The organism is Corynebacterium sp. HMSC036D03, assembly GCF_001836185.1.
In the GTDB taxonomy this organism is placed as follows: Bacteria; Actinomycetota; Actinomycetes; order Mycobacteriales; family Mycobacteriaceae; genus Corynebacterium; species Corynebacterium simulans.
The window spans coordinates 73,771-99,483 of the sequence record NZ_KV827743.1 but is presented as its reverse complement, the minus strand read 5'-3'; the positions used below and the strand labels follow the sequence as shown (position 1 = coordinate 99,483).

Here is a 25,713-nt window from a genome sequence, read left to right as displayed (position 1 = left end):
TTGTACGTGAGCGTTAGCCCTGTTCGATGTCTTGCGTGGACGCTTTCTGCAGGCGCGCAATGTGCAGCGTCAGGTAGCTGACCTCATCCGCGGTAAGTTCCGTGTCCATGCGCAGCTCGATGAGCTCTGCGATAGTGCGTGAACAGTCTGCTGCCTGCGGGTACTGGGCGTTGATTGCTTCGCCGATTGCGGTGCCCTGCGAGTCCAATTGCGTGTGCTCTGCCATGCGGACGAAGAGATACCGCAAGTGCGTAATGAAACGCGCGACGGAGATTTCCTCGCTGTTTAGCTTCACTCCGGCATGCTGGCCGATGATGTCGAGCAGCTGCTGGATTAGACCCGTCATGCGGTAGGTGCCAGACAAGTCGCCCACCAAGAACCCCGCATTGACCAAGTGCAAAGTGATGGCAACGGCCTCTGACTCCGCTAGCGGCGTGTGCAGCTGCTCGTTAATTACGCGCAAGAGGCGCTTCGCTAGTTCGAAATCCTCCTGATAGAGGTGGCGAACCTCCGCTTCGAGCGGATAGTTGATGGTGGCGCCGCGTTGGACTGCGGAGTGGACGTGGTCCGCCAATGCGACGACGAGGGTTAGCTTGTTGCGGTAGCTCTCCGGCACCGCGGCCTGATCCATGGCCTCTAGCACCAGCTGGATGAACTCGCCCGGCACGGATGCGAGCATGAGGGCCGAGTGGTCGGGGTCGCGGCCGGAGGCTGGCACGAAAACCTTGACCACCTTGGCAGAGTCCACCTCGTCGCCGGAGCGGGCCTTGAAACCGATCCCGCGCCCGGTAACGATCACTTCCTCTGCTGCGGCACCAGTGCCGCGGCGAGCGAGGATGACGTTGTTATTGAAAACGCGCAGGATCTGCATGAGGCCCGATGATAATAGAACTCATCGGGCCTCATGGAATAGCGCGCCGCATACGCGCCGAAGCGGTTTTAGCGGGTAGCGGTGATGATGGTATCGCCAGCCGTAGCCTTCTTAATTCCGGCCGGAGTTACCTCGGCCAGGGACTTGGTGTTGGTGACTGCTACGACGATGGTGGTGTCGAAACCGGCGGCGCGGACTGCGTCGAAGTCCACGGTGGCTAGCAGATCGCCAGCCCCCACGGTATCTCCCTTCTTAACGGCAGGAGCAAATCCCTCGCCCTTCATCTTCACGGTGTTGATGCCGATGTGGACGAGGACCTCGACGCCGGACTCGGTCTTGATGCCATAAGCGTGGCCGGTCTTCATCGCGCTGACGATGGTGCCCGTAACAGGGGAGTAGACCTTGTCATCAGCAGGGATGACTCCCACGCCATCGCCCAGCGTGCCGGCGGAAAAGACCGGGTCATCGATCTCGGCCATCGGGATAACCTCGCCCTCTGCAGGGGAGGAGATGTCGGTGACGGTGCCGGCAGTGGCGGCTGCGGGTGCGGCTGTGGACTCGGCCGGGGCGTCGGCAAGCGGTGCGTCCTTCTCCTCTGCGGCTGCGGCCTTGAGCGCTGCGCGCTCTTCCGGGGAGCGGTAGTCAGTGATGAAGACCGCCAGGAAGGCTATGACGAATGCCACAGCAATGGCGATGGCGTACTTGGCCATCGGGCTAAACACGGAGATGGTCAGCAGGGAGGTGAAGACGAAGGCATCCGTGGTGATGCCGTTGGAGCCCAGGGTCAAAAGCGCAACGGTCAGGCCACCGGCAAAGCAGCCCACCAGCATGCGCGGGTAGATGCGCTTGTAACGCAGGTGAATGCCGTAGAGAGAAGGCTCGGAGACGCCGCCCAGCAGGCCCGCAACCAAGGCGGAGCCGGCGGTCTGACGCATCACGGTGTCCTTGTCGCGGATGGACAGTGCCAGCACGGCGGCGGTGGCGCCGAAGCAGGAGAAGTTCCAAGCACCCATTGGGCCTTGGATGAAGTCATAGCCCAAGGTCTGGATGTTTACCAGCATCAAGGCGTTCAGTGGCCAGTGCAGACCCAGCGGAACCAGGAACGGGTAGATCATCGGGATAGCCAGGGCGAAGACGAATGGAACGTTGTCATTCATCCAGGACAGGCCGGCGCCGATGCCGTTACCGGCCCATACGCCGAACGGGCCGATGATAAATGCCGTGAGAGGGATGACGATGAGCATGGTGAAGAACGGGACGAACACCATGTGCAGAGCCGAAGGGATGATCTTCTGGAAGAAGCGGTAGACCAGCGCTGCCACAAAGGCCATCATCAACGGTACGAAGACGTTGCCGCCGTACCCCGGAAGCTGCATGGTCATGCCGAAGATAGGAATGGAGCACTGCTCGCTGCCCAACGTATCGTTGACCACGCACTGGACGGCAGGGTTCTCAGAAAGGCCCAAGAACTCCGGAGTCAGCAGGGCGGCCATGATGGCGCCCGGGACCCACGGGTCGATGCGCAGCTTCTTGCCGGCGTTGTAGGCCACCATCAGCGGCAGGAAGTAGAAGACGGAGCGCCACATGGCGTCGACGAAGAACCACGAGGCGGGCTTGTCCTCGGCGCGGAAGTCGACGATTCCGAATGCGTCGAGGATCGACGCGAAGGCGATAATCAGCGAGGCGCCGAGCAACACACCCAGAATTGGTCGGAAAGAGTCGGACAAGTACTCGAAAAACTCGTCCATAAAAGGAACCTTGCCCTTCGCCTTCGAGCGGGCCGCGGCTTTGATGTCCGCATTCGAAGCGCCGCCGTCTTTCATCTCCGACAAAGCGTTGATCTCGTCGTAGACGGTAGCGACGTCGCCACCGATAACTACCTGGTAATTTGAGTCGCCTTGCGGCACGGCGCCGAGCACCTTGGGGATGGCGTCGAGCGCTTCCTTGTCGGCCTTCGAGGCGTCGTTAAGCTGGAAGCGCAGGCGGGTGGCGCAGTGTGTGAAAGAGGCAATGTTTTGCGCGCCGCCGATGCCATCCAAGATGGCCTCAGCTGTAGAGCGCGTTTGCGTCGACATGAGATTTCCTTTCGAACTTCTTACCGGGCGCAATGCGGTTCGCGGAGGTTCCTGGGGCCTGCCCAGGAGGCCTAAAAACTACAAAAAGACCCAGGAAGCTGGGTCTTTGCATTTCACAGTTCAGTGGAATGCGCGGTGCACACAGCATCCTAGGTCTTGCCCGAAGTAACAATCCTTATAAATTCAACCTACTCCGCGGCTCTCACTCTGGGCAATTTATGTGACTCACCACACCGCTTTTTCGGGTGGCTGGGCGATTGGAGGTTCCTAAATGTGTTTTAGATTGCACTAAGCCTTTTTAAAACGGCTAAATTCGGACATCTCCAGTATGGTGAAGAGGTCACTGTATGTTGTGCCTCGTGACGCGCAACACACAACATCGTCTACTCTTTGGGAAGAGAAAGGCTAGCAGTAAATGTCTTCACAGAACTCCGCACTCGTGAGCGTCATTGGCCGTGGTTTTGACGGCCTCGATATCGCCTCCCTGGCAACCGACCTCGGCGCGACCTTCGCGCAGCTCGATGACCTGGGCACCACCCTGGACCAGATTCTGGTCACCGTTCCAGAAGGCGACGTCGTGTTGCAGGGCACGGGTGTGATGGACTTTGACGCCAAGGCCGCAGCGGCCCTGGGCATCCCGTTTGTTCTGATTTCCAACGCTCCGCAGCGCACCTCCGACCTGGCCCTTGCACATGCCCGTTCCCTGGGTGCTGAGGTAGTAGGCGCGTTTACCGACGTCGCGTCTGTCCCCGGTGCGCTCGCAGCCATCGAGTCCGTCGCGCCGGTAATGAGCGCGGAGGTCTTCCAGAAGCAGTTGCTTGACCAAGCCCGTGCCGCCGGTGCGCACATCGTTCTGCCGGAAGGCGAGGACGACCGCATTATCGAGGCAGCCGGAGCGCTTATGGCGGGCAAGGTGGCGAAGCTGACCATCCTGGGTGATGAGGCGGACGTCGCCAAGCGTGCGGAGCTCCTCGGCGTGGATCTCACCGGCGTGGACGTCATTGACCACCTGAACTCCCCGCTGGCAGAGGAGTTCGCGGCCGACTTCGCGGAGCTGCGCAAGAAGAAGGGCGTTACCCTCGAGCAGGCGCGCGAGACCATGAAGGATGTCTCCTACTTCGCCACCATGATGGTGCACAAGGGCCTGGCAGACGGCATGGTTTCCGGCGCTGCGCACACCACCGCACACACGATTAAGCCTTCCTTCCAGATCATCAAGACCGCGCCTGGTGCATCCGTTGTTTCCTCCATCTTTTTGATGGTGATGCGCGGACGCCTGTGGGCCTTCGGTGACTGCGCGGTCAACCCAAACCCGACCGCCGAGCAGCTGGGTGAAATCGCCGTGGTTTCTGCGAAGACCGCAGCGCAGTTCGGCATCGACCCACGCGTGGCCATGCTGTCTTACTCCACCGGCACCTCTGGCTCCGGCCCGGACGTCGACCGTGCAGTTGCTGCTGTTGAGGCTGCCCGCGGTATCGATTCCTCCGTCAAGGTGGATGGCCCGCTGCAGTTCGACGCCGCTTGTGACCCAGGCGTTGCTGCCAAGAAGGCACCGGAGTCCGAGGTGGCTGGACAGGCAAACGTCTTCATCTTCCCGGACCTGGAGGCGGGCAACATCGGCTACAAGACCGCCCAGCGTACCGGCGGCGCACTGGCAGTCGGCCCGATTCTGCAGGGCCTGAACAAGCCGGTCAACGACCTTTCCCGCGGCGCTACCGTTCCGGACATCATCAACACCGTCGCAATCACGGCTATCCAGGCAGGAGTCAAGTAAATGGCCTACGTACTCGTTCTTAACTCAGGATCTTCCTCAGTCAAGTTCCAGCTGGTTGACCCAGCAGGCAAGGCTACCGACGCCCCGCTGGTCTCCGGCCTTGTGGAGCAGGTCGGCGAGCCGATGGGTGCCGTCACCGTCAAGACTGGTGGCGAGGAATACAAGGAAGAGCTGGAGATTCCTACCCACTCTTTCGGCCTGGAGCGCGCGTTCGACATCATGCACCAGCACAATGTCGGCCCGATGGACGTTGAGGTCATCGCTGTGGGCCACCGCGTTGTGCACGGCGGCCGCCTCTTCTCCGATCCACAGCTGATTACGGACCAGATTGAGTCCATGATTGAGGACCTCATCCCGCTGGCTCCGCTGCACAACCCGGCCAACCTGGACGGCATTCGCGTGGCTCGCAAGATGCTGCCGAACATTCCGCACGTGGCCGTGTTCGATACCGCGTTCTTCAACACCCTGCCGCCGGCTGCTGCGCTTTACGCCATCAACAACGAGGTGGCCTCCAAGTACGACATCCGTCGCTATGGCTTCCACGGCACCTCCCACGAGTTCGTCTCCCAGCAGGTTCCGCGCCTTCTGGATAAGGACCCGAAGCGCGTCAACCAGATCACGCTGCATCTGGGCAACGGTGCTTCGGCAGCAGCAATCCGCCATGGCCGCCCGATTGACACCTCGATGGGCCTTACCCCGCTGGCTGGTCTGGCAATGGGTACCCGTTCTGGTGACATTGACCCGGGCATCATCTTCCACCTCTCCCGCCAGGCGGGCATGTCTATCGATGAGATTGACAACCTGCTCAACAAGCAATCCGGTGTGAAGGGCATTTCTGGCGTCAACGACTTCCGTGTGCTGCGTGAGCGCATCGAAGCCGAGGACCAGGATGCATGGCTGGCATACAACATCTACATCCACCAGCTGCGCCGCTTCATCGGCTCGTACATGATTGCGCTAGGCCGCCTGGATGCGATCACCTTCACCGCGGGTGTGGGCGAAAATGACACTGAGGTGCGCCAGGATTCGCTGTTCAACCTGGGAATGTATGGCATCCACTTTGATAAGGAAGCAAACCTTGTGCGCTCGAAGGAGCCGCGCATGATTTCCACGCCGGACTCGCCGGTCAAGGTCTTCGTGGTGCCGACCAACGAGGAGCTGGCTATCGCACAGAAGTCCGCTGAAATCGCCGATATGGCGCGTGAGGCGGGGCTGTACTAGTCCGCGTTTGGAAGGGGCCAACCTGGTGGTTGGCCCCTTCGTCGCGATGAGTTATCCACAGATTTGACCTGTTGCGCCAATTCCCTCTTGCGCTAGTACTGGCCCTGCTAGTGGACTAGCCCTATGGAACAATTCGGGGGAGTAGTAGAAGGGCAGTCGCTGCCTTGGCATGAAGAGCAGCTGGCGCGGTGTTTGCGGGCGGGCCATAGTGCTAGGCGGGCGGTTCTCGTAGGAGTTTCGGCGGCGCGGGTGCATGGGCTGTGGGTCCTCCCGCCGCGGTGCGGCGAGGAGCCGGTGATGCTCGCTCTGCGCTCCGGCGTTATGCCGCCACGGAGAGACTGGGGCCACGGCCGAAGCTACAAGAAGATGCGTCTGCCAGATTCTATGGTCGAGAAGGTTCAGGGCGTTCGCGTGACGTCTGCTTTGCGCGCCGCGTTGGATGTCGCGCGCTTCGAAGGCTGGATTCGCGGCTTCGTGGCGCTCGAATCATGGTTCCGGATGCACCCTGAACTCGATGTCGAGGCTGCCAAGGCTATGGCAATGGATTGCCTCGAAACTATGGGGCGGGTCAAAGATATCGCTGAAGCACGTCGAGCTATATCGCTTCTTTCTGGTCAATGCGAGTCGCCCTACGAGGCATTATGCATCGCGTTATTGGCACACGCAAAGATGGGTCATTCCATCCAACAGCAAGTCTGGGTGATTCCCAGTGTTCGGGTTGATGTTCTGATTGATGGTTGGCTGGTATTGGAAATTGACGGAGCCGTGAAGTATGACGGCGAAACCTATGGCTCGGATACCCGGCGGGTAATCGTGGAAGAGCGTCGCCGCGAGGTGCGATTGCAGAATGCCGGCTACACGGTATTCCGTGTGACTTCGACTGAGCTGTTTCATCAGCCGCAGAAGTTCCTCGCAGATTTGCGGGCAACTTGGGTGTCTGGCCGTGAGCGGGGACTGCAGCAAGTGGTGCGCCAGGCGTAGGCGCTTCCTCTCACCAGGGTCCTCACCATTTGCAGGTGGTTGGCCTAGATGGTGAGGTCGAGCTGTAACTACTGTGACTGGCGCTGTCTGCTGGGGCTGGTGATCACTCACCTCACCATGTGGTCCTCACCATTTGGGCTGAGGCACGACGCGAATAGTCAAATGGTGAGGTCGCGATGTGGCTAGTGGAGTCAGTGTTCATGGTTGGGGCTAGTGATGGCTATTGAGGTGACGTTCGGGACGGTTGACCTCACCATTTGGAAGGGCAGACATGGCGGAAGGCAGAGCCATCGAGGGGAGCCGCGGAGGCGGACCAGGCTAAAAGTTGGTCACCGGCCGCACCTGGTTCGCCAGGTCCACCAGCGCGTAGCGGTGCCGCGCGAAGGGCGCCTGCCGAGCCAGGGCGCGCAGAGTATCGGCCAAGCCATAGCGTAAGCCGCGCTGCGTGAAGGCGAACTCGAAGAGGTCATTCGGAGAGGCCGCCGCATCGAGGTCACAGTCGCGGAGGAAGTTCAGGCCCGCGGAGATGACTGCCGCCTTGACCTGCAAGAATCGCGGCTCATTTTGCGGGATCTCCTCCAGACGGCGGGCAGCGCGGCGGATACGAGATTCGGAAAGATCGTGCAGTACCAGTTGCAAAATGGTGGTCAGCCGGGCCATGCGGTAGTGGCGCGAGGCGTTGGGCACGCGATCTAGCGTCGTCACGGCCAGCTCCACCTGCTGCTCCGAGCGCAGCTGGCGGGCCAGGCCGAAAGCGGATGAGACCGTGGTCGGGTAGGTGGCCCACACGATTCCGTACAGACGCATCGAGTTAAAACGCAGGTGAGCCGGGTCATCGGTGACGTGATCCCAGATTCCTCGATCGTCGGTAAACAGTTCGTTCGGCAGCTCGTCCAGGCTGGTAGTGAGGTTCGCACAAGCCCGCGCGATGGCAGGATCGATGAGCGAGACTTCGTTGTAGCCCAGCTGCTGCAAGATGAGCTCGTTAATCGCCGCGATAGCCAGCTTCGGCGCCGGCTCGCCCGGCAGTAGGTTGAGGACGTTCGCGAAGTGCACTTGGGCGGCGCGATAGTCGTCGAGAAGCAGCACGGCGACGCCGGAGTACCACTGGAAGCGCCAATCGTTTCCGAGCTTGTCCTCAATCGAGGCGAGCCATTCGCGGGCCTGGCCGGTATAACCCAGGTCGATCATGGAACGCACCACGCCGAGCGGGATTTCTGCGGATTCCTCGTACTCCGGGGCCTGCATGGCCTGACGCAGCGTTTCGAGGGCTTCCTGCGGCTCCGTGTAGGAAGCACCCTGCAGGAGCGCGGCGCCCACGTCGGAGCGGTCCACCAGGGGCGCCGGCAGCGCCGAGACCACCTCGGAGGCGGTGATGCGCACGGTGCGGTCGATGCCGTCAATCAGCTGGTCCGTGCGAAAGACCAGGTGCTTGGTGCCGAAGGTCGTACGCTGTGGGGAAAACAGCGAGTGCTGCGAGGGATGCTGAACGCCATCGCGCAGGGCGATGACCTCGCGGAGCACACCAAAGAGCTGGTCCCGCAGCTGCGATACGCTCTGAAAGCGCTTGGCCGGATCTGGGTCCGTGGCGCGCAGCAGCAGCCGGTAGAAGGAGAGGTAGCGGCGCAGCAGCGGCTCCTCGGCAGGGGAGGGCAGTCCGGGTAAGTAGACGCCGTCTTCCTGCGGCAGATGGAAGGTCAGGCAGGCCAGCGTGCGGCCGATGGTGTAGATATCGGAGGCTACCGAGGGGCCATCCTTGGCAATCTCCGGGGCTTGGAAGCCCTTCGTGCCGTAGATGTGCCCGAAGGCGCCGATGCCGGAGACCGCGCCAAGGTCAATCAGCTTGACCTGGTCCTCGGTGATGATGATGTTCGAAGGCTTTAAGTCGTTGTAGACCACCCCGCGCGCATGGAGATAGTCCAGCGCCGGCAGCAGCTCCAAGATGTAGGCAATCGCGGTATCGACCGGGAACAGGCGGTCTGCCTGGTCGTTGCGCCGCTGTTTGAGCGAGGGGCCGCCCACGTACTCCATTACGATGAAGCCGCCGTCCACGCGGGGGTCATCGATGAAGTTGAAAATCTTCACGATTCCCGGGTGCGTAATATCCGCCAGGAACTCGCGCTCGACCTCTGCGGTGGCGGTCTCGTCTGATGACTTTTCCGCCTGCATGCCCTTGAGCACCACGATGCGCCCGGAGACGAAGTGGTCATTAGCCAGGTAAATCCAGCCCAGACCGCCGTGGGCAATAACGCCCAGAATTTCGTACTGACCTGCCACGATATCGCCGGGAGAAAGCTGCGGCGGGGCAACCTTCTCCTTTGCGGGGTCGATGAGCGCCGCCGTAGGGTTGCGCGGCACGATGAAAGGCAAGCGCGCCATGCCGTCGGCCACCTCGCGGTCGGTGCGCTTGGCCGCACGCCGCTGGCGGAAGGTATCGATGGCCGCGCGCCGCGAGCGCTGCGAGGCATCCTCCTGCTTGCGGCGGTCACGCAGCTGCCCCAGCTCCGCAATCAGGGCGCCGATATTATCCGGGTCGTTGAAGTCGCTGTCCGCATCCGCGCCGTCCTCGTCCGCGAAGGGGTCGAAGGCCACGGCCGAGGTACCCTCCTCATCTGCAAACGGGTCGAAGGGCACTGCTTGGGTGGCATCATGCGCCGCGCTAGCCGACGCCGCACTGGACGCCGTGTGCATCGCCGCCGCCGTCGCTTGATCGTCCGCGTGCTCGCTGGGCTCTTCCAGCTTCTCCGGCTCCAAGTGGTCGAGCTCGTCCTCGCTGAAGCTATGGCCTTGAGTAGGGCTCAACGCTTATGCCTCCTCATCGTCTAGGTAGTCAGGGCTGCCCAAAGCCGGCTTGGCCAGGTAGTCACCGAGCCAGCGATCAAAAAGCTTGTCCCAGGTGCCGTCGCTGTGGATGCGCTCCAGGGTGGAATTGACCTGGCGCAGCAGCGGCCGCGAATCATGGGTGGAATCGGGCTTGCGCACGGCCACGCCGTAGTCCTCCGTGGTCAGCGGCTCGCCGACGATCGAGGTATAGGAGTCTTGGGCCACCATGCCGGAGAGGAGGGCGTCGTCAGCCACCACGCCGTCGACCTGGTTGAGCTGCAGCGCCATGAGGCAGTCTCCCCAGGCGCGGGTCTGCAGGATATTCGCGGTGGAGGCCTCACGGCGGATGGTGTCCACGATGGTGGAGCCCTGGACCGCGCACAGCGTCTTGCCGGCGGTGTCATCGATCGAGCGGATGCCGGAGCTGGTCAGCACCAATAGGCGGGGCTTGGTGGTCATATACGGCGCGGAGAACGCAACCTCACGCTGACGCTCGGCGCTAATGGACATCGTGCGAATGACAATATCCACGCTTTCGTCGTTGAGCGCTCTCGTGCGCTCTGAGGACTCGACGAAGCGGAAGTCAACCTTGTCCGGGTCGCCGAAGATATCGCGGGCAATCTCGCGCGCGATATCCACCTCAAAACCACGCACCTCGCCCGTTGCGGTGTCGCGGTAGCTCATCAGGTTATTGGAGCGGTCCACGCCGACGATGATGCGCCCGCGCTTATAAATGGCAGGGATTCTTTCCTTCGCGCTCTTGCCGTCCGGTTTATAGGTGCCCTTCAGCGGCGCGTCCAATACCGGCCGGGGTTCGGCGCTGCCGGCGGGCTCGAAGATGGAGTTATCGGGAAGGGGAGGGCCCGCCTCTGCGTCTAAGGAAGCGCGCGGAATCCTTTCCTCCTTGCTGCCTAAGTCGGGGACACCGCAGGAGGCGGCACACAGGGCGGCCGCAGATAAGACGGCTAGAAGGCGAGTGGAATGAGCCATTAGAGGTACTCCTGGAGTCGCGGACGAATACCCAACCAGACGGCGATGATAGCGCCCATGGTCAGCAAGAATACGGCCGTGGCCACCATGGTCATCGCGTTGAGGCCTTCTTCCAGATAGGAACGCATGGCCACGCGCGCCTCGCCGATGAGCTCCGCCAGCGCGGAATCCACGTCGTTGAAGGAGCTCGCGGTGGTCGGAGCGCCGTCCGGGGTAATCGCCGTGGCTTCGTGGATAGCGTCGTCATAGTGGCCGTCGGCAAGCGCGTTCATGAAGACCTCGTGTGAGGCCTCCCATTCTTTGGTGGCGCTTTGTGCGGCTGGCAGGAGGGCGGGATCGGTGACGGGAATGTCGTCGTCGGCAAGCGCGGCTTCGTAGTCCTCGAGGGCCTGGTTGATGGAATAGACCGTCGAGCCAAAGCGCACCGTCATGTCGGACTCGGAGGAGCGCAGGACCAGCGCCAGGGTCTCCGAGGTGCGGGTCTGCTGGGCCTCAATCCGGGAGGCGGTGAGCGAGTCCCACGGACGGGAGACCGTCTCGAAGCTGTGATAGCCGGAGCTCCAGGTGGCGAAGTTCGCCATCGCGGCCCAGGAAAGCGCCAGGAAGAGCAGCACGCTGGCGGCCAAGAAGCCACGGTTGAAGCGGCGGCGCGTCAGGCGCCACAGCCACCACTGCGCGACAAAGAGGAAGAAAAGCGCCGCCACTAAGCCGGAAAGCGGGACCCACTGGGGGCTGGTCAGGCGCTGCTGTTGCTCCTTGACCTTGGCCGTGGTGAGTGAGAAAAGCTCGGCGGCCGCGGGCAGGATCTTGTCACTCATCAGCGAAGAGGCGTTGGACATATACGAGTTCGCCACCGCATTGCCCGCGCGGTGGTTGGTTCGCGCCTTTTCCACCAGGGCGGTATAGACGGGCAGCTCGCGCTGGATAAAGGTGACCAGCTCGCGAATGCGGGCGTCGTTAGTGTTGGTGCCCAAAACGGACTCGGTGGCCGCCACGGAGGCAGCGTCGATGGCCTTGTTATAGCGCTTGCGGTTGATCTCGGAGTCCACGCCCGCCTGGACGAAGCCCGTGGTGGCGACGGTATCCGCCAGCGAAAGGTTGGTGTAGAGGTGGTGCGCCGCGTTAGACATCGGCTCGGTGGAATTGAGCAGCTCGTCCAAGGCCTCGTGGCGGCTGGCGGAAGTATTCGACATCGACAAGCCGGCGGCGGCGAGCGCCACCGTCAGAATCACAGTGACGGTAAAAAGCTTGCCTGGGGTAGTGGCCGCGAAGTGGTAGAGACGGCGGGCCAACCGCGCCGGGCCAGCGAAGGAGTTCATGGCCAGCTGCGTGGCGTTGTTGAAGGCCGGGGTAGCGGGCTCGGTGACTTCGTCGAGCCAGTGATCGCCTGGATGCGCTTCGTGCGCGGCCGGATGCTCGCTGGGACGTGCGGCAGCATCCTCCAACCCTGTGCCAGTCATTCCCATAGAATAGCGCAGTTCCGCGCCGCTTTGGTGATGCACGCCACCGCTGTGCGCTGTCGCTGCACGCTGTCGCATGCAGCGAGAGGATCGTAGGATGGGCGCCATGAAGCAAGGAGAGCACATAAGTGGCGATGGCTGGGCAGCCGGCCCGGGCGGGATAAAGCTATGGGGCAAGTTTGGCGCGGCCGGGCTTTTCCTCCTTGCCGGCGAGCGCGTGCTGCTCCAGCACCGTGCGGAGTGGACCAACCACGGCGGCACCTGGGGCATTCCCGGCGGCGCGCGGGATTTCCACGAAAGCGCCGTTGCGGCTGCACTGCGAGAAACGCAGGAGGAATGCGCCATCGCGCCTGCCGACGTCCTGGTGCTCGGCGAGCGCGTCACCGCCGGGCCCTATCCCGCAGTGGGCGAGCTGCCCGGCAACTGGACCTATACCACCGTCATCGCACGCACCCGTGGCGATGAGCCGTTGGACGTTATTGCCAACGAGGAGTCCAACGAGCTGCGCTGGGTGCACCTCGACGAGGTGGAAAATTTACCTCTGTTGGGGGCATTTCGTGAGGCCATCCCCTCCTTGCGGGCCTTTATTGCGGGCCAACCTCGGTGAGGAGGCTGAAACTATGGCACCCTTGACAGCATGATTGAAGTTGAGGGACTGACGAAACAATATAAGTCTGTCCGCGCAGTAGACGACCTCACCTTTAAGGTGGAGCCAGGCATCGTGACCGGCTTTCTAGGTCCGAACGGTGCGGGCAAGTCGACGACCATGCGCATGATTCTGGGCCTGGATACCCCCACGGCGGGTCAGGCCCGTATTAACGGCAAGGCCTACCGCGAGTTGAAGAGCCCGCTGCGGGAGGTCGGCGCGCTGCTCGACGCCAAGGCCGTGCACCCGAACCGCACCGCGGCCAACCACCTGAAGTGGATGGCGCAGTCCAACGGCATTCCTACTTCCCGCGTGGACGAGGTGCTGGGGCTGGTTGGGCTTTCCGACGTCGCCGGTAAGAAGGCCGGCGGCTTCTCCCTCGGCATGGGCCAGCGCCTCGGCCTGGCCGGCGCCCTGCTGGGTGACCCGGGAATCCTCATCCTGGACGAGCCGGTCAACGGCCTCGACCCAGAAGGTATTCGCTGGGTTCGCTCCTTGGTCCGCGCGCTCGCGGCAGAGGGCCGTACCGTCTTGATTTCCTCCCACCTGTTGTCGGAGATGTCCATGACCGCAGACCACCTCGTGGTCATCGGCCGTGGCCGCCTAGTGGCTAGCCAGTCCACCTATGACTTTGTAAAGCAGCACTCGGATTCCTCAGTCATCGTGCGCTCCGATCACCTCGAAGAGTTCGGCGGCGCGCTGCGTGAGGCCAACGTGGCTTATACAGACGGCAGCGACGAGGAAGGTCGCAAGACCCTCATCATCAATGACGTCAGCACCGATTTCATCGGCCAGCTGGCATATTCCACAGGCGTTCCGCTCAACGAGCTTAGCCTGAAGCGCGCTTCGCTGGAGGATGCGTTCATGCGCATGACCGGCGAGGACGTGCAGTACCACGCCAGCACCCCAGGTGCTGGGCAGCCGAACCAGCCTAACCAGCCTGCCGCATAGGAGGAATGCTAAAAGTGATTATCAATACCCTCCGCGCCGAGTGGACCAAGCTGCGCACCACCAAGTCCTTCTACTGGACCACCGGCCTGATTTTTCTCCTGTCCTTCCTGTGGGCGCTGTTCAACGGTCTCAACGCTGAGATGGACCCAGCGATGCCGATTAGCCCGCTTACTGCCGAGGGCATGAACTCCATCCTGCTGATGCTGGGCATCCCGATCATCATGATCCAGGCCATCATGATCGTGACCACCGAATACCGCTTCGGACTGCAGTCCACGGTCTTCATGGCGAACCCGAATCGCTCCATCGTCGCGCTGGTCAAGCTCCTGATGTACGCGGTTATTGCGGCGGTCATCCTGTTTCTGGCGCTGGTGCTGATTTACTTTGTCTCGGACCTTTCCGCATCCAAGGAAATCGCGGACATCTACAAGCCTTTCGAAGAAGACGGCGGCAAGCGCGCACTGTGGCTCTTACCTCTGCTGGGCTTTATGGTCGTGATCTTTGTGCAGGGCTTGGGCTGGCTGCTGCGCCAGACCGCTGGCACCGTGGCACTGTCCCTGATTCTCTACCTGGGCATTGAGAACGTCGTGCGCCTGCTGCCGAAGGTCGGCGACGACCTCATCCCCTACATGCCATTTTCCGCCTTCGGCAACTGGGCTTCGGACACTGTGCCGGAAAACGTCCCATGGGACTCCTCGGCGGGAAGCGCCATCGTCTTCATCGTTTGGGCGGTAGCGCTGTGGATCCTCGGCGTCTTCGTGCTTGAAAAGCGAGACGCATGATCTCTTGGCCACTCCTGGCTACATTGGCGCTGTTGTCTTCAACAGCGCCTTTTGTCACTCGTCGCCATTTGCAGCGTGCTTCCTCACCATTTGGCTATCTACCCAGGGCTGAAAACCCAGACCTCCTGTTCGTGGATCGCTGCGCTTGCCGACGCCCCTCATTCCAGCAGAGAGCTGCATTTCCAGGTCTGGGTATTTAGTGGGGAAGGGGCCAAACGCGACGGGAGCGCAGGCAGTGTGCGGGGGAGGGCGGCCCAGGCGGCGCTGACGGTGCCGGTGGCGCTATTGCAGCGCCGAGGTCAGGCGCATCACGTTGTCCATGTAACGGCGCACGAAGCCGCGCTCGTTCCATTCCTCCAAGGTCAGCTCATGGCACACCGCGCGGTAGTTGCTAGCAAGCTGGTTAAACTCCGCCAATAAGTTGCCCTTGGCCACCAGCATCGTGGATTCGTAGTTCAAACCGAAAGAACGCATGTCCATATTCGAGGAGCCGAACATGCACAGCGGGTGGCGGCCCGGCTCGTCTGGGTCCGTCATGATGAACTTCGAATGCAGCACGAAAGGCTCTGGGAATTGGAAGATCCGCACCCCTGCCTCCAAAAGTGCCTGGTAGTAGGAGGACTGCGCGTGGTTGACCATGAACTGGTCCGCCTTGGCCGAGACATAAAGCTCCACGTCCACGCCGCGATAGCAGGCAGTGGTGACCGCCTCCATCAAAGATTCATCGGGCACGAAATAAGGCGAAACCATTACCAGGCGGTCTTTGGCGTGGTGCACCAGTGAGTTGAACATGCGCAGGTTCGGCTCCGTGGTGTAACCCGGGCCGGACGGGATGAGCTGGAGGAAGTTGGAGTCCTCGGTATCCGCGTCGTCGTAAGGCAGCGGCTCCAAAGAAAGTGCTTCTTCTGATTCCAGGTACCAGTCCACCGCAAAGACCGCCGACATGGAGGTGACCACCGGGCCGGTGAGCTCTACCATGTAGTCCACCCAGTAGCGGTCCTTGGTGCGGTAGCTGCGCTTAATCATGTTCATCGAGCCCAGAAAGCCCGTTTGGCCGTCGATGATGACCAATTTGCGGTGGTTGCGCAGGTCAGGACGGCGGAAACGAAGCTTGTGCAGCTGCAGCGGCAGCATCAAGCGCCAGTCGACGCCGATCGCGCTAAGGCGCCGGCCGAATTTCCAATAGCCGTGGTACTTCAGGCTGCCAATCTGGTCTAAAAGCAGCTTGACTTCCACGCCCCGCGAGCGGGCGCGTTTGAGAGCCTGGTAGAAGACATCGGTGGCCTCGTCCCAGGATTGGATATAAATCTCGATGTAGACGTACTTCTCGGCGCGGTCGACGGCGCTGGAAATCGCGCGTATTGCCTCGTCGTAGTCGGCGTAAATGCCACGATTGTGGCCCACGAGCGCCGGGAAACCCGTCAGATTGCGATTGAGCGCAATGACGGATTCCACCTCCGGAGAAAGCCTGCCCAGCGGATGATTCGGCGTACTCGCCGTGACGTCTTCCATCAGGTCATGGGCCTCCTGCTGGATGCGGTGGCGGCGGCGATTGATATATGGCGAGCCCATCAGCAAAAACAGCGGCAGGCCCACGATGGGCAGCAGCAAAATAGCCAGCAGCCAGGCCGTGGAGCTCGAGGGTCGGCGGCCTTCGGGCACAAATCCGATGGCCAAGATTTTGATGCCGTAGTCCAAGATGAGGAAAAACAGCTGCCAGAAAGAAAGATCGATGTTTAGTGAGAAGTCCATGCCCCAGTAGGTGCTCCTAACGCACCGAATCGAAGTCAGGCAGATCGAAATCTGCCAGCAGCGGGCAGTGGTCAGAGGTCTTGTCGCCGGCGCGTTCTACCATGTCTACCTGCGCAGATTCCACCGTCGCGGCCAAGGACTTCGAAGCCAGCTGGAAATCGATGCGCATGCCCTCGTTCTTCTGAAAGCGCATCGACTTGTAGTCAAAGTAGGTCCAGCGCTGCTCTTCCGTAAAACGCCGCGTAACCTCCTCAAGGTCTGCCTCCTCCAGCATCTGGAAGGCCGCACGCTCTGGCTCCGTAACGTGGGTCTTGCCGCGGAAGGCCTCGATATCCCAGACGTCCTCATCGCGCGGGGCAATGTTGAAATCGCCGGTGAGCAGCAGCTTCGACTGCGCGCGGCTCTCGCTGTAGTGCGCCAGCGCGTAGAGGAAGCGCAGCTTGTAGTCGTAGTGGCGGTCGGTGATTTCGCGGCCATTGGGCACATAGAGCGACCAGATCTCTACGCCGCGAATCCGCGCGCCCACCGCACGGGCTTCCAAATCCTGCGGCTTTTCTGGGTCCTTGGCAAAGCCTGGCTGGCCGGGGAAGGAGTAGAAGACTTCCTCCGGCTCCGCCTTGGAGACGATGGCCACGCCGTTCCACTGGTTCAGCCCGTGATGGGTGACGTGGTAGCCGGCGGCTTCGAATTCCATGACAGGGAACTTATCGTCGGCAACCTTGGTCTCCTGCAGGCACAACACGTCGATGTCGTGTTTGGACAGCAGGTCTACCGCCCGCTGCACGCGGGTGCGGACCGAGTTGATGTTCCATGTGGCTATGCGCATGGACTACAGGGTACCGCCTTTGCGCACGGCATACCCACGGCGATGGTGTTCTAAAAACCCGACTTCACTAAGCAGGGCCAACGCTGCGCTTTCCGACGCCTCCACCTCCACGAATGCATTCTCCGCACCGTTTGCTTTGCCCCAGGCCAAAAGCGCCTCCAGCTGTGAGGGGGTGGCGTTTCCAAGCAGCGAGATTCCCAGCCACACGCGCTCGTCGCCGGATTGGCTGAGCGTGGCGTCGAAAAGCGCGGAGTCAAGGTGCGGCTCGGCGCTCGCAGTGTCTAGGGAGCGGGTAAACACGAGGACCTCGGGCTCGAGCTGCCATGCCGCGGGCTCGTTATCGAGTACGCGCAATGCCGCCTTGCCGATGCGCTCCGGGATGGCCAGGCGGGTGGGCAGGTTGTGCGCGGCGTAGAAGGCGTCGATTTCTTCCATGGGCGCGGGCATGAAACCTGCGGAGGGGCCCAGAGGAATGGCGGAATCGGTGCCTTCGCCGAAGCGCATGAGCCATTGGCCATCATTGGTCCAGACTTTCGTCCCGCCGCGCGCTGCCGCGGCTGCCACCTCGACGGCGCGGATTTCGGAGTTGCGCACCGTGCGCGGCGAGAGCTTCTTGATGATCTTCAGCTGCTCGGCGGGGATTTCCACCGCCTCCAAGTCGGAAGGGTAGCCACCCACCGCCTGCGGCCGGATGACAAGCGGTGAGGTGCTCAGCACATGGCCGATGACATCGGAGTGGGTGCCGCCGAATTCGCGCCGGGCAACCACGCGGTCGCCGACGCTGACGGCATCAGAACGGAAGATATAGCTCATGTCGATTAAGGGCGATTAGGGGCGATTAGGGGTGCAGTCTATTTACGCGCCGTGGCCGAAGGGATCCTCGTCCTCGCCTGGCATCCAGGTCCAGCCGGCCTCGGTCCAACCGTTGCGCTTGATGGTCTTCTTGGCCTGGCGCTTGAAGCGGCCGGTGAGCACGTCGGTGTAGACGTAGCCGTCCAGGTGGCCGGTCTCGTGCTGGAGCATGCGCGCGAAGAATCCATATCCTTCGATGGAAATGTCGTTGCCGTGCTCGTCCTTGCCTGTAACGCGGGCCCAGTCGGCGCGGCCGGTGGGGAAGCCCTCACCGGGCACGGAGAGGCAGCCTTCGTCCTCGGAGCCGTCGTCGGCAGGCATGCCCTCGGGAATCTCGGAGGTCTCCAGCACCGGGTTGATGACGCAGCCCTTGCGCATGCCGCTTTCTCCAGCACCAAGCTGCTTGGCGCTACCGTTTGGGCCGTCGGTGTCAGGGCAGTGGTAGACAAACAGGCGCTTGTTCACTCCTACCTGGTTGGCGGCAAGGCCGACGCCATGGGCGACGTCCATGGTCTCGTACATGTCGGCGATGAGCTGCTGCAGCTCTGGGGAGTCGATGGGCTCAGTGACCGGCTCGGTGGGATTGTGCAGAACCGGGTCGCCGTGGATAACGATGGGGCGAATAGTCATGCCCTACAGTTTAGGCATGCAATCCTTGTCAGACCTAGACGCGGCCATTTTGGAGTTCGAATCGCATGCCCCGCGCGGTATCGGGCCTAAGGAAGAGGCCATTCGCGCGGAGCTGGATATCTCGCCGGTGCGTTATCACCAGCGCTTGAACGTGCTTCTCGACGCCCCCGCTGCCGCCGAGGCCTATCCGGTGCTGGTTGCGCGCTTGCGGCGCGTGCGGGACGGCCGTCAGGAGGTGCGGCGCGCCGCGCGGGAGGATGCACCAGATTTCCCTAATTAGAGACTAGGGTTGCTGCTGTGACTAATGTGAATTCAGATAAAGCAGCAGAATCCACCTCCACGCCGAGCAAACAGGCGGGTGCGCACCGCAGCTCGTCTAGCGGCCTGCCGCTGCGCGGCTTCGCAATGGTGCTCATTGCCGTTGCTGTCATGCTCGGCATGTGGGGCCTTTACACGCTGACCTCCAAAGACTCCACCGATACTGCCCAGACCGGCAGCACCGGCGTCGCCACGCTGCCGGCTCCCGCCGAGGGCGAGCCCGGCGCACAGGGCGGCCCATCTGCGCAGCCGGGTGCTGCCGGCAGTGCCGCGCGGGGCACGCAGGATGCCAAGGCTGGCCAAGACGCAGCCGGACAGCCTGCCAAGGAAGGCCAGGATGTAGCCGGCCGCGAGGCAGCCAACAAGGACGGTGCCGCTGCCGGCGCTGCTGGCGCTGTAGGTGCAGAAAGCGCTGCGGGTGCCGAGCGCGCCGCCAAGGACATCCCGGTCAACGTCTTTAATAACTCCGGCCGCGCGAACTTCGCTGCAGAGCAGGCAGACAAGCTGAAGGAGAAGGGCTTCAAGATCGGCGAGGTGGGCAACCTGGCCGGCGATATCCTCACCGTTCCGCAGACCACCGTCTACTTCCCGGCAGGCGATAAGGACGCAGAGAGCCTCGCACGCGAGACCGCAGCGCAGTTCTACGGCGCGCAGTCCATCCCGGAGGGTGCCATCGCCGAGTACCCGGCAGAGCTCAAGGCTGAATTCACCAAGGGCAACGCAGTCGTTGCAGTTCTGGCCATCCCGCAGGCCTAAAAGATTCGCAAGATAGATGCACGGTGGAATAAAAGACAAAATCCACCGTGCATTTAATGCATAAGAAAATGCTCTAGCTGGACCTTGCTGCGGATAGACTCACAAGGGTGAACATTCCGGAAGAATCCTTCACCCGTTCGGCCGGGCCCACCTTGGGCGTTGAATGGGAAGTAGCCCTTGTCGATCCGCACTCTTGGGATCTGGTCCCGCGCGGCGCCGAGCTGATTGAACGCGTGCAGGCGGCCACGCCCGAAATCCAGCTGGAGAAGGAATTCCTCCAAAACACCGTGGAACTGGTCACCGGAATTTGCCACACGGTGCCGGAAGCAATCGCGGATTTGTCGCACAAGCTAGAGCATGTGCGTGCCGCTGCTCAAGGAATGGGCGTGGCCCTGTGGGCCTCCGGCGGGCACCCTTTCACGGACTACCGCGAGAACCCTGTCTCGGAGAAGGCAAGCTACTCCGAAATCATCAACCGCACCCAGTACTGGGGCAAGCAGATGCTGCTGTGGGGAACCCACGTGCACGTGGGTATCCGCCACGAAGACCGCGTGTGGCCCATCATCAATGCGCTGATGACCAAGTATCCGCACCTGCTTGCAATCTCTGCCTGCTCGCCAGGCTGGGAGGGCATGGATACTGGTTATGCTTCCAACCGCACCATGCTCTATCAGCAGCTGCCCACCGCCGGCATGCCTTATCAGTTTGCGGATTGGCGCGAGTGGCAGGACTATATGCGGGATCAAGCCATCTCCGGCGTTATCAACCACACCGGCTCGATGCACTTCGATATTCGCCCGGCGGCAAAGTGGGGCACCATCGAGGTGCGGATCTCGGATGCCTCATCTAATCTCCGCGAACTTTCGGCCATCGTCGCGCTCACGCATTGCTTGGTGGTCCACTATGACCGCATGCTTGATACAGATCAGGAGCTGCCCACGCTGCAGCCGTGGCACGTGGCTGAGAATAAGTGGCGCGCCGCCCGCTATGGCATGAACGCCTTGGTAATTACCTCTCGCGCAACGGATGAACGCTGGGTCAAAGACGAGTTGGTTGACTTGGTCGAGGAGCTAACTCCTCTGTCTCGCGAGCTGGGCTGCGAGGCCGAGCTGCAGCTCATCCACGAAATCATCGAGCGCGGGGCCGGCTATGAACGCCAGCGCCGCCTCTACGAGGAGACCGGCAGCTGGCAGAAGGTCGTGGAGGCCACGAGTAAGGAGATGGATAGCCTCCGTCCGCTCTAGGCCCCTCAAGGCTCGGCCTACTTGCGCACTACCGGAATGCGCACGTCGGTGGGGTAGTCCGCCACGTTACTCTGGCGTGCGGCATGCTTGCCGGATGGCTTGCCGTGCGGGAAGCACCCCCAAATGCCATAAACCGCGATGTAGAGGAAGCATGCAAAAGGCCACAGCAGCCATGCCCACGGATGCAGGTTCTCCATGGCCTCTAGGCCATGGGAGGACATCAAGCGCCACACCGGTGGGGAGACGAAGGGCAGCTCCACGAGCAGCAACGCCACGAAGGATGCCAGGCCCGCCAGCTGCGCACCCCAGAAGGAGGGCAGACGCTTGCCGACGGCCTCATTGACCGCCAGCATCACCCATACGCCGAGCGGTACTACCCAGACGAAGTGGTGGTACCAGGAAAAAGGCGAGACCAAGCAGGTGGCCAAGCCCGCCAGCGCCAGCGCGGCGGAGGAATTCTTATTGATCCAGGCGGTGCGCAGCGCCAGCATGGTCACCATCACCACGATGACCACGGCCAGGACCCACAGCGCGGTGTTCTCTTCGCCGTTGAGACGCGCGATGATCGAGCGCAATGACTTCGCGCCGGGGTGGTCCAGGTTGCCCACGCGATCAGAATTGAACATCTTATCCGTCCAGAAATCCCAGGCATCGGGGATGGTCTGCACGCCCACGTAGACGGTAAAGAAGAAGGTAAACACGCAAGCGAAGGCGGACCACCAGCGCTTCTGGAATAACAAAACCAGGCCCATGAAAGCAGGCGTTAGCTTCATGCCAGCGGCAAGGCCGATGCCGATGCCAGGCAGGCGCAACTTACGCGGTAGCAGGTCGAGGGAGACCAGGAACATCAAAAGGATGTTGATCTGGCCATAGAAGAAGGTGCCGTTTACCGGATCAGTAGCCAAGCTGCTTATAAGCAGCGCGAGGCCTACGAACCAAGAGGCTGGGCCCATCTTGTAGCCACGCTCGCGGATGACCAGCATGATAACGGCGAAAAGAGCGATGCCCGTGATCCACTGCCAAGTCACCATCAGGCCATGGTCGGAAAAACCAGCCATCCACTCGAAGAACCAGCCTGCAAACGGCGGGTAGGTGAAAGGAAAGTTGTGGATATACGGGGCGTCGTAAAGATCGCCGCCCGCCTTCACGTCGGCGCCGGCGAGCTGGTAGATCTTCAGGTCGAAAGGAATCCTGCCAAAGAAGGCGCGCCCGCGCTCATCCGAGACGTTGAAGCGGTAAATCACGAAGGCGGCGAAGGCCGTCAGGACAGTAGCCAACGTGGGCAAGCCGTAGAGCTTTTTCACCTGCTGTTCCCTTCAAAGGTTATTTTTTACGCAAAGCACGGGTTGCTGGTTTGTCGTTTCGGGACATCAGTTCCGGCGACCCGTAGAGGCCCTCACGGCGCGCGATTCGGGAAGTGCGCTGCGCCGTAACGGGACTCGTAATCATGGCAAACAGTACCAGCAACAACAGGATTCCCAGATCACCACGCTCTGCCGGGCCGAAGGAATCTGCGCCGGTGACGCGGAAGAATGCACCCAGGATGCTCAAGATGAGACCTGTCGTTTGCGGCTTAGAAATGGCATGCACGCGCGACATGGTGTCGGGAAAGCGCGCGACGCCGATTGCGGCTGCCAGCACCAAAAGCGCACCGGCGAGGATCAAGATGATCGAGATGATGTCGGCGAAAAGGTGATAGCTCACTAGGCATCCCTCTTTCGGAATCTGGTGACAGACACGGTGGAGATAAATCCCAAAAGGGCCACGACCAGCATCGCGGAGACCACCGAGGTGTTCAGCGTCCAACAAATATAGGCGGCCATCGCGCATTGGAACATGGCCACGAACCCGTCCATGCCCACTAGGCGGTCCAGCGAATTCGGGCCGGTGATAATCCGCCAGGTGGTAATCAGGAAGGCCACGACCAAGATGCCGGCGGCAACGCCCAGAAGAATGTCATAAAGCTGGGGATCCATTAGGGGTGGCTCCTTTCAAAAATCTCAATCATGCTTGCTTCGAGCCCCGCGACGTTCGCGATTTCGCGCTCTAAAGCGGTTTCCGACGCCGCGTCCAGGACGTGGATGGTCAGCATGCGGTTGGCGATGTCGATGTCGGTTACCGTGCCGCCTGGCTGCAGGTTGTACAGGCTAACCGCCAGAGACAAGATAAACTCGCTGTCCAGGCGCATCGGCAGCTCGAGGATGGCCGTCTTCGGTGGATCTTGCGGGCGCACCGCCAGCCAGGCCACCTTGAACGAGGCGTGGAATAAGTCGATGGTCCAGCCCACCATGAATAAGGCTAGCTTGCCCCAGGAGACCTTCAGCTCGGCAATCGGCATGGCAGGCAGTGGCAGCGCAAGCACCACGAACAGGCCCACCAGTAGTCCGCCAACTAGGTTGGCTACGGTGACCTCGCCCATGAGTAGGCACCACATGGCGGTGATCCACGCGATGAACCAGGGGCGGAAGCGGTGGCGGAGTCCAGCAAATTTCATTACTTCGCCTCGCTTTCGGTGGGTTGTGATTTGGGCTGTTCCTGAGGCGCAGTTTCTACCGCCGGAGCTGGGTCCTTGATGGGCCCACGGCGTACTTCAAAAGAATCCTGCTCGTTGGTGTAGCGATCCTTCTGGTTCTTGTGCCGGGTGGGGTTATCTGCGTTATCGCCCAGGACCGCGTAGCGGTAGATGGAATCATCCTGCGCAGACTCGGCGGCGCGGCTGGTCACGCCGGAGATCGGGCCGGCCAGGAAGGTGATGGACACCGAGGCCAGCACCAGCAGGCAGGTGGAAGCCAGCATGCCAAAGGGCACGCGGCCGACGTCTTGGCGCTCGTCGAATTCGACGACATCCGTGACGTCGGAAAGCGGCGATGGATGCGCCATCACGATGTTGCCTTCCGGGGCGTCGGCGCGGTCACGCAGGAAGCCCTTGGACCAGACCAAAACCATGACGTAGAGGGTAAGCAGGGAGGTCACTACGGCACCGCCGATGACCACCCAGGCCTGCCAGGAACCCTCGTTGGCGCCGGCCTGCAGGAGGATGACCTTGCCCAGGAATCCGGAAAATGGCGGGATGCCACCCAGGTTCATCGCCGGAATGAAATACAAAATGGCGATGAGCGGCGCGGTATAAATCAGCGAGCCCAGGCGCCGCAGGGAAGAGGTGCCCGCCTGGCGCTCGATGAGGCCGACTACCAGGAACAGTGCGGTCTGGACCAGAATGTGGTGTACCGCGTAGAAGATGGCACCGGACAGGCCCTCGGCAGTGCCCAGCGAGACGCCGAAAATCATGTAGCCAATGTGGCTGACCAAGGTAAAAGACAAAAGTCGCTTGATATCGGACTGTGCGATGGCGCCCAAGATACCCACCAGCATCGTGGCGAGAGCAACCCACATGAGCAGCTGGTCCAGCCCGCCAGCGGTGAAGATGGAGGTGCGGGCGCGGATAATTGCGTAGACGCCGACCTTGGTGAGCAAGCCCGCGAAGACTGCCGTCACCAGCGAAGGCGCGGTGGGGTAGGAGTCCGGCAGCCACGCCTCGAGCGGGAAGACGGCGGCTTTGATGCCGAAGGCGATGAGCAGGACCGAGAAAATCGCGGTGCGGGTACCGGCCGGGATTTCCTCCATGCGCATCCCGATCTGCGCCATGTTCATGGTGCCGACCGCGGCGTAGATATAGCCCAGCGCCAGCACGAATATCAGCGAGGAAGCCATCGAGACCATCACGTAGCCCACGCCCGCGCGCACGCGCGCCGGGGAAGCGCCCAGCGTCAGCAGCACGTAGGAAGCCACGAGGAAGATCTCAAAGCCGACGTAGAGGTTGAAGAGATCGCCTGCCAAGAAGGACACGTTCACGCCCATGGTCAGCAGCATGTACGTGGGCAGGAAGACCGCCACCGGCTCGTCCTTGGAACCGTCGCGAATACCCTGCGAGATGGCGTACCACATCACCGAAAACAGCACTACGGACGAGGTAAATAGCATCACGGCGGAAAGGCGGTCAGCCACCAGCGTGATGCCCACCGGCGCGTCCCAGCCGCCCACCTGGAGCGTTTGAATGCCGGCCGTATCGGCGATGAAGATCAGCAGTGCGTTCGCGGCGGCGAGCAACAGCAGCGAGAAGAATGCGATCTGGCGCTGCACGCCGGTAAAGCGCGCGCACAGCATGGTCAGGGCCGCAGCCAGTGCCGGGATTATAACCGGCATGGGGATGAGGAAGCCGGTATAGGGCAGCAGGAAGTTAACCAGCGGAAGCAGCGTCTCAGTCATCGTTTGCCTCCTTTACTGGCTCTTCGAAAAAGTTGGGGCCAAAGGCGTCGCCCTGCTTGGTGGCGCGGCCGGTGGTTGGGTCATTGGAAGCATCGTGGTCCGGTGCCGCCGCGGCATTGCTAGGGCGGGCGGCCATCGCTGCAATCGCGGTATCTTCCGCGTCATCCTCAATGACGTCGGCGGTGCGGTAGCGGTACTGGCGGTAGGCCAGGGTCAGGATGAAGCCGGTTAGCGCCATGGAAATGACGATGGCCGTCAAAATCATGCCTTGGGCCAAGGGATCGGCGATTTGATCGCCATACTGGGCGGTCTCGCGGCCGTCGATAGGCGGCGAACCCGCCTTGCCGCCGGCCTGCAGCATGAGCAGGTTGGCGCCGTTACCGAGCAGCAAAATGCCCAGCAGCATCTTGGTCATCGCGCGGTCCAGCATGAGGTAGACGCCGGTACCGCACAGCACGCCCGCGGCGAGGAGAAGGAACAGGTTTGCTTCCATGT

General features: G+C 61.7%; 24 protein-coding genes. 9 read left to right on the top strand and 15 right to left on the bottom strand.

Features of this window, described 5'->3' with window-relative positions:
- Nucleotides 1-13: 13 nt before the first annotated feature.
- Both HMPREF2692_RS07700 and HMPREF2692_RS07695 read right to left on the bottom strand, forming a co-directional pair.
- Nucleotides 14-871: a PRD domain-containing protein gene (locus tag HMPREF2692_RS07700; protein ID WP_070823299.1), complete on the bottom strand. Its 858-nt coding sequence runs from the start codon at nucleotides 869-871 to the stop codon at nucleotides 14-16.
- A 68-nt stretch (nucleotides 872-939) separates the two neighbouring features.
- Nucleotides 940-2,946, bottom strand: coding sequence for a glucose PTS transporter subunit IIA (locus HMPREF2692_RS07695; protein WP_070823297.1), 2,007 nt, complete (start codon nucleotides 2,944-2,946; stop codon nucleotides 940-942).
- Between the two features lie 415 nt (nucleotides 2,947-3,361).
- Here HMPREF2692_RS07695 and pta point away from each other — a divergent pair, with 415 nt between their 5' ends.
- From pta to HMPREF2692_RS07680, 3 genes are all read left to right on the top strand, one after another.
- Entirely contained in the window at nucleotides 3,362-4,720 is a 1,359-nt protein-coding gene (pta, locus tag HMPREF2692_RS07690; RefSeq protein ID WP_061924832.1) for a phosphate acetyltransferase, read from the top strand.
- Entirely contained in the window at nucleotides 4,721-5,941 is a 1,221-nt protein-coding gene (locus HMPREF2692_RS07685) for an acetate kinase (RefSeq protein WP_061924828.1), read from the top strand. It abuts the gene before it with no gap.
- A 123-nt stretch (nucleotides 5,942-6,064) separates the two neighbouring features.
- On the top strand, nucleotides 6,065-6,922 hold the full coding sequence (locus HMPREF2692_RS07680) for a hypothetical protein (RefSeq protein WP_141761314.1): 858 nt from the start codon (nucleotides 6,065-6,067) through the stop codon (nucleotides 6,920-6,922).
- 318 nt (nucleotides 6,923-7,240) lie between these two features.
- Here the strand turns inward: HMPREF2692_RS07680 and HMPREF2692_RS07675 are convergent, their stop codons facing one another.
- The 3 genes from HMPREF2692_RS07675 to HMPREF2692_RS07665 form a co-directional block, all read right to left on the bottom strand.
- Nucleotides 7,241-9,613, bottom strand: a complete 2,373-nt coding sequence (locus tag HMPREF2692_RS07675; protein WP_371326202.1) for a serine/threonine protein kinase — start codon at nucleotides 9,611-9,613, stop codon at nucleotides 7,241-7,243.
- A gap of 114 nt (nucleotides 9,614-9,727) precedes the next feature.
- Nucleotides 9,728-10,735 carry a glutamate ABC transporter substrate-binding protein gene (locus tag HMPREF2692_RS07670; RefSeq protein ID WP_070823292.1) on the bottom strand — a complete coding sequence of 336 codons (1,008 nt, stop codon included), beginning with the start codon at nucleotides 10,733-10,735 and terminating at the stop codon, nucleotides 9,728-9,730.
- Nucleotides 10,735-12,195: a hypothetical protein gene (locus tag HMPREF2692_RS07665; protein ID WP_210400650.1), complete on the bottom strand. Its 1,461-nt coding sequence runs from the start codon at nucleotides 12,193-12,195 to the stop codon at nucleotides 10,735-10,737. Before HMPREF2692_RS07665 ends, HMPREF2692_RS07670 begins: the two co-directional genes overlap by 1 nt.
- 97 nt (nucleotides 12,196-12,292) lie before the next feature.
- Between HMPREF2692_RS07665 and HMPREF2692_RS07660 the strand changes: the two genes are divergently transcribed.
- Genes HMPREF2692_RS07660 through HMPREF2692_RS07650 form a run of 3 tightly spaced genes read left to right on the top strand, consistent with a single transcriptional unit; the run spans nucleotide 12,293 to nucleotide 14,574 of the window.
- A complete protein-coding gene (locus tag HMPREF2692_RS07660) occupies nucleotides 12,293-12,802 on the top strand; it encodes an NUDIX domain-containing protein (protein ID WP_062044452.1) in 510 nt (169 codons plus the stop codon).
- A 30-nt stretch (nucleotides 12,803-12,832) separates the two neighbouring features.
- Complete coding sequence (locus HMPREF2692_RS07655) at nucleotides 12,833-13,792, top strand: ABC transporter ATP-binding protein (protein ID WP_061924817.1); 960 nt, start codon at nucleotides 12,833-12,835, stop codon at nucleotides 13,790-13,792.
- Between the two features lie 14 nt (nucleotides 13,793-13,806).
- Nucleotides 13,807-14,574 carry an ABC transporter permease gene (locus tag HMPREF2692_RS07650; protein ID WP_062044454.1) on the top strand — a complete coding sequence of 256 codons (768 nt, stop codon included), beginning with the start codon at nucleotides 13,807-13,809 and terminating at the stop codon, nucleotides 14,572-14,574.
- Between the two features lie 282 nt (nucleotides 14,575-14,856).
- Here HMPREF2692_RS07650 and cls read toward each other — a convergent pair whose 3' ends face one another.
- Genes cls through HMPREF2692_RS07630 form a run of 4 tightly spaced genes read right to left on the bottom strand, consistent with a single transcriptional unit; the run spans nucleotide 14,857 to nucleotide 18,634 of the window.
- Nucleotides 14,857-16,326, bottom strand: a complete 1,470-nt coding sequence (cls, locus tag HMPREF2692_RS07645) for a cardiolipin synthase (protein ID WP_070432324.1) — start codon at nucleotides 16,324-16,326, stop codon at nucleotides 14,857-14,859.
- A gap of 16 nt (nucleotides 16,327-16,342) precedes the next feature.
- Nucleotides 16,343-17,152 (bottom strand): exodeoxyribonuclease III, encoded by an 810-nt coding sequence (locus HMPREF2692_RS07640; RefSeq protein ID WP_070455288.1) that lies wholly within the window; start codon nucleotides 17,150-17,152, stop codon nucleotides 16,343-16,345.
- A gap of 3 nt (nucleotides 17,153-17,155) precedes the next feature.
- Nucleotides 17,156-17,965, bottom strand: a complete 810-nt coding sequence (locus HMPREF2692_RS07635) for a GNAT family N-acetyltransferase, cg3035/Rv0428c family (RefSeq protein WP_070497944.1) — start codon at nucleotides 17,963-17,965, stop codon at nucleotides 17,156-17,158.
- A 42-nt stretch (nucleotides 17,966-18,007) separates the two neighbouring features.
- Nucleotides 18,008-18,634, bottom strand: coding sequence for a peptide deformylase (locus tag HMPREF2692_RS07630; protein WP_061924803.1), 627 nt, complete (start codon nucleotides 18,632-18,634; stop codon nucleotides 18,008-18,010).
- A 16-nt stretch (nucleotides 18,635-18,650) separates the two neighbouring features.
- On the opposite strand from HMPREF2692_RS07630, the gene HMPREF2692_RS07625 reads away from it, so the two are divergent.
- The 3 genes from HMPREF2692_RS07625 to HMPREF2692_RS07615 all read left to right on the top strand — a co-directional run bounded on the left by HMPREF2692_RS07625 (nucleotide 18,651) and on the right by HMPREF2692_RS07615 (nucleotide 20,952).
- Entirely contained in the window at nucleotides 18,651-18,914 is a 264-nt protein-coding gene (locus HMPREF2692_RS07625) for a DUF3263 domain-containing protein (RefSeq protein ID WP_062039327.1), read from the top strand.
- 17 nt (nucleotides 18,915-18,931) lie between these two features.
- Nucleotides 18,932-19,708 (top strand): LytR C-terminal domain-containing protein, encoded by a 777-nt coding sequence (locus HMPREF2692_RS07620; protein ID WP_070455284.1) that lies wholly within the window; start codon nucleotides 18,932-18,934, stop codon nucleotides 19,706-19,708.
- 107 nt (nucleotides 19,709-19,815) lie between these two features.
- The gene (locus tag HMPREF2692_RS07615; RefSeq protein ID WP_070455282.1) at nucleotides 19,816-20,952 is read left to right on the top strand and encodes a glutamate--cysteine ligase; all 1,137 of its coding nucleotides are present in this window, start codon (nucleotides 19,816-19,818) and stop codon (nucleotides 20,950-20,952) included.
- 17 nt (nucleotides 20,953-20,969) lie between these two features.
- Here HMPREF2692_RS07615 and HMPREF2692_RS07610 read toward each other — a convergent pair whose 3' ends face one another.
- From HMPREF2692_RS07610 to HMPREF2692_RS07585, 6 genes are read right to left on the bottom strand one after another with little or no spacing between them, the layout of a single operon-like run.
- Entirely contained in the window at nucleotides 20,970-22,256 is a 1,287-nt protein-coding gene (locus HMPREF2692_RS07610) for a glycosyltransferase 87 family protein (protein WP_083286022.1), read from the bottom strand.
- Nucleotides 22,257-22,275: 19 nt separating this feature from the next.
- The gene (locus HMPREF2692_RS07605) at nucleotides 22,276-22,656 is read right to left on the bottom strand and encodes a monovalent cation/H(+) antiporter subunit G (protein WP_061924793.1); all 381 of its coding nucleotides are present in this window, start codon (nucleotides 22,654-22,656) and stop codon (nucleotides 22,276-22,278) included.
- Nucleotides 22,656-22,928, bottom strand: coding sequence for a monovalent cation/H+ antiporter complex subunit F (locus HMPREF2692_RS07600; protein ID WP_061924789.1), 273 nt, complete (start codon nucleotides 22,926-22,928; stop codon nucleotides 22,656-22,658). Before HMPREF2692_RS07600 ends, HMPREF2692_RS07605 begins: the two co-directional genes overlap by 1 nt.
- Nucleotides 22,928-23,446, bottom strand: coding sequence for a Na+/H+ antiporter subunit E (locus HMPREF2692_RS07595; RefSeq protein WP_070455280.1), 519 nt, complete (start codon nucleotides 23,444-23,446; stop codon nucleotides 22,928-22,930). Before HMPREF2692_RS07595 ends, HMPREF2692_RS07600 begins: the two co-directional genes overlap by 1 nt.
- A complete protein-coding gene (locus HMPREF2692_RS07590; RefSeq protein ID WP_062043228.1) occupies nucleotides 23,446-25,218 on the bottom strand; it encodes a Na+/H+ antiporter subunit D in 1,773 nt (590 codons plus the stop codon). Before HMPREF2692_RS07590 ends, HMPREF2692_RS07595 begins: the two co-directional genes overlap by 1 nt.
- Nucleotides 25,211-25,711 carry a Na(+)/H(+) antiporter subunit C gene (locus HMPREF2692_RS07585; protein ID WP_070823289.1) on the bottom strand — a complete coding sequence of 167 codons (501 nt, stop codon included), beginning with the start codon at nucleotides 25,709-25,711 and terminating at the stop codon, nucleotides 25,211-25,213. The genes HMPREF2692_RS07590 and HMPREF2692_RS07585 overlap by 8 nt, the downstream gene beginning before the upstream one ends.
- Between the last annotated feature and the right edge of the window lie 2 nt (nucleotides 25,712-25,713).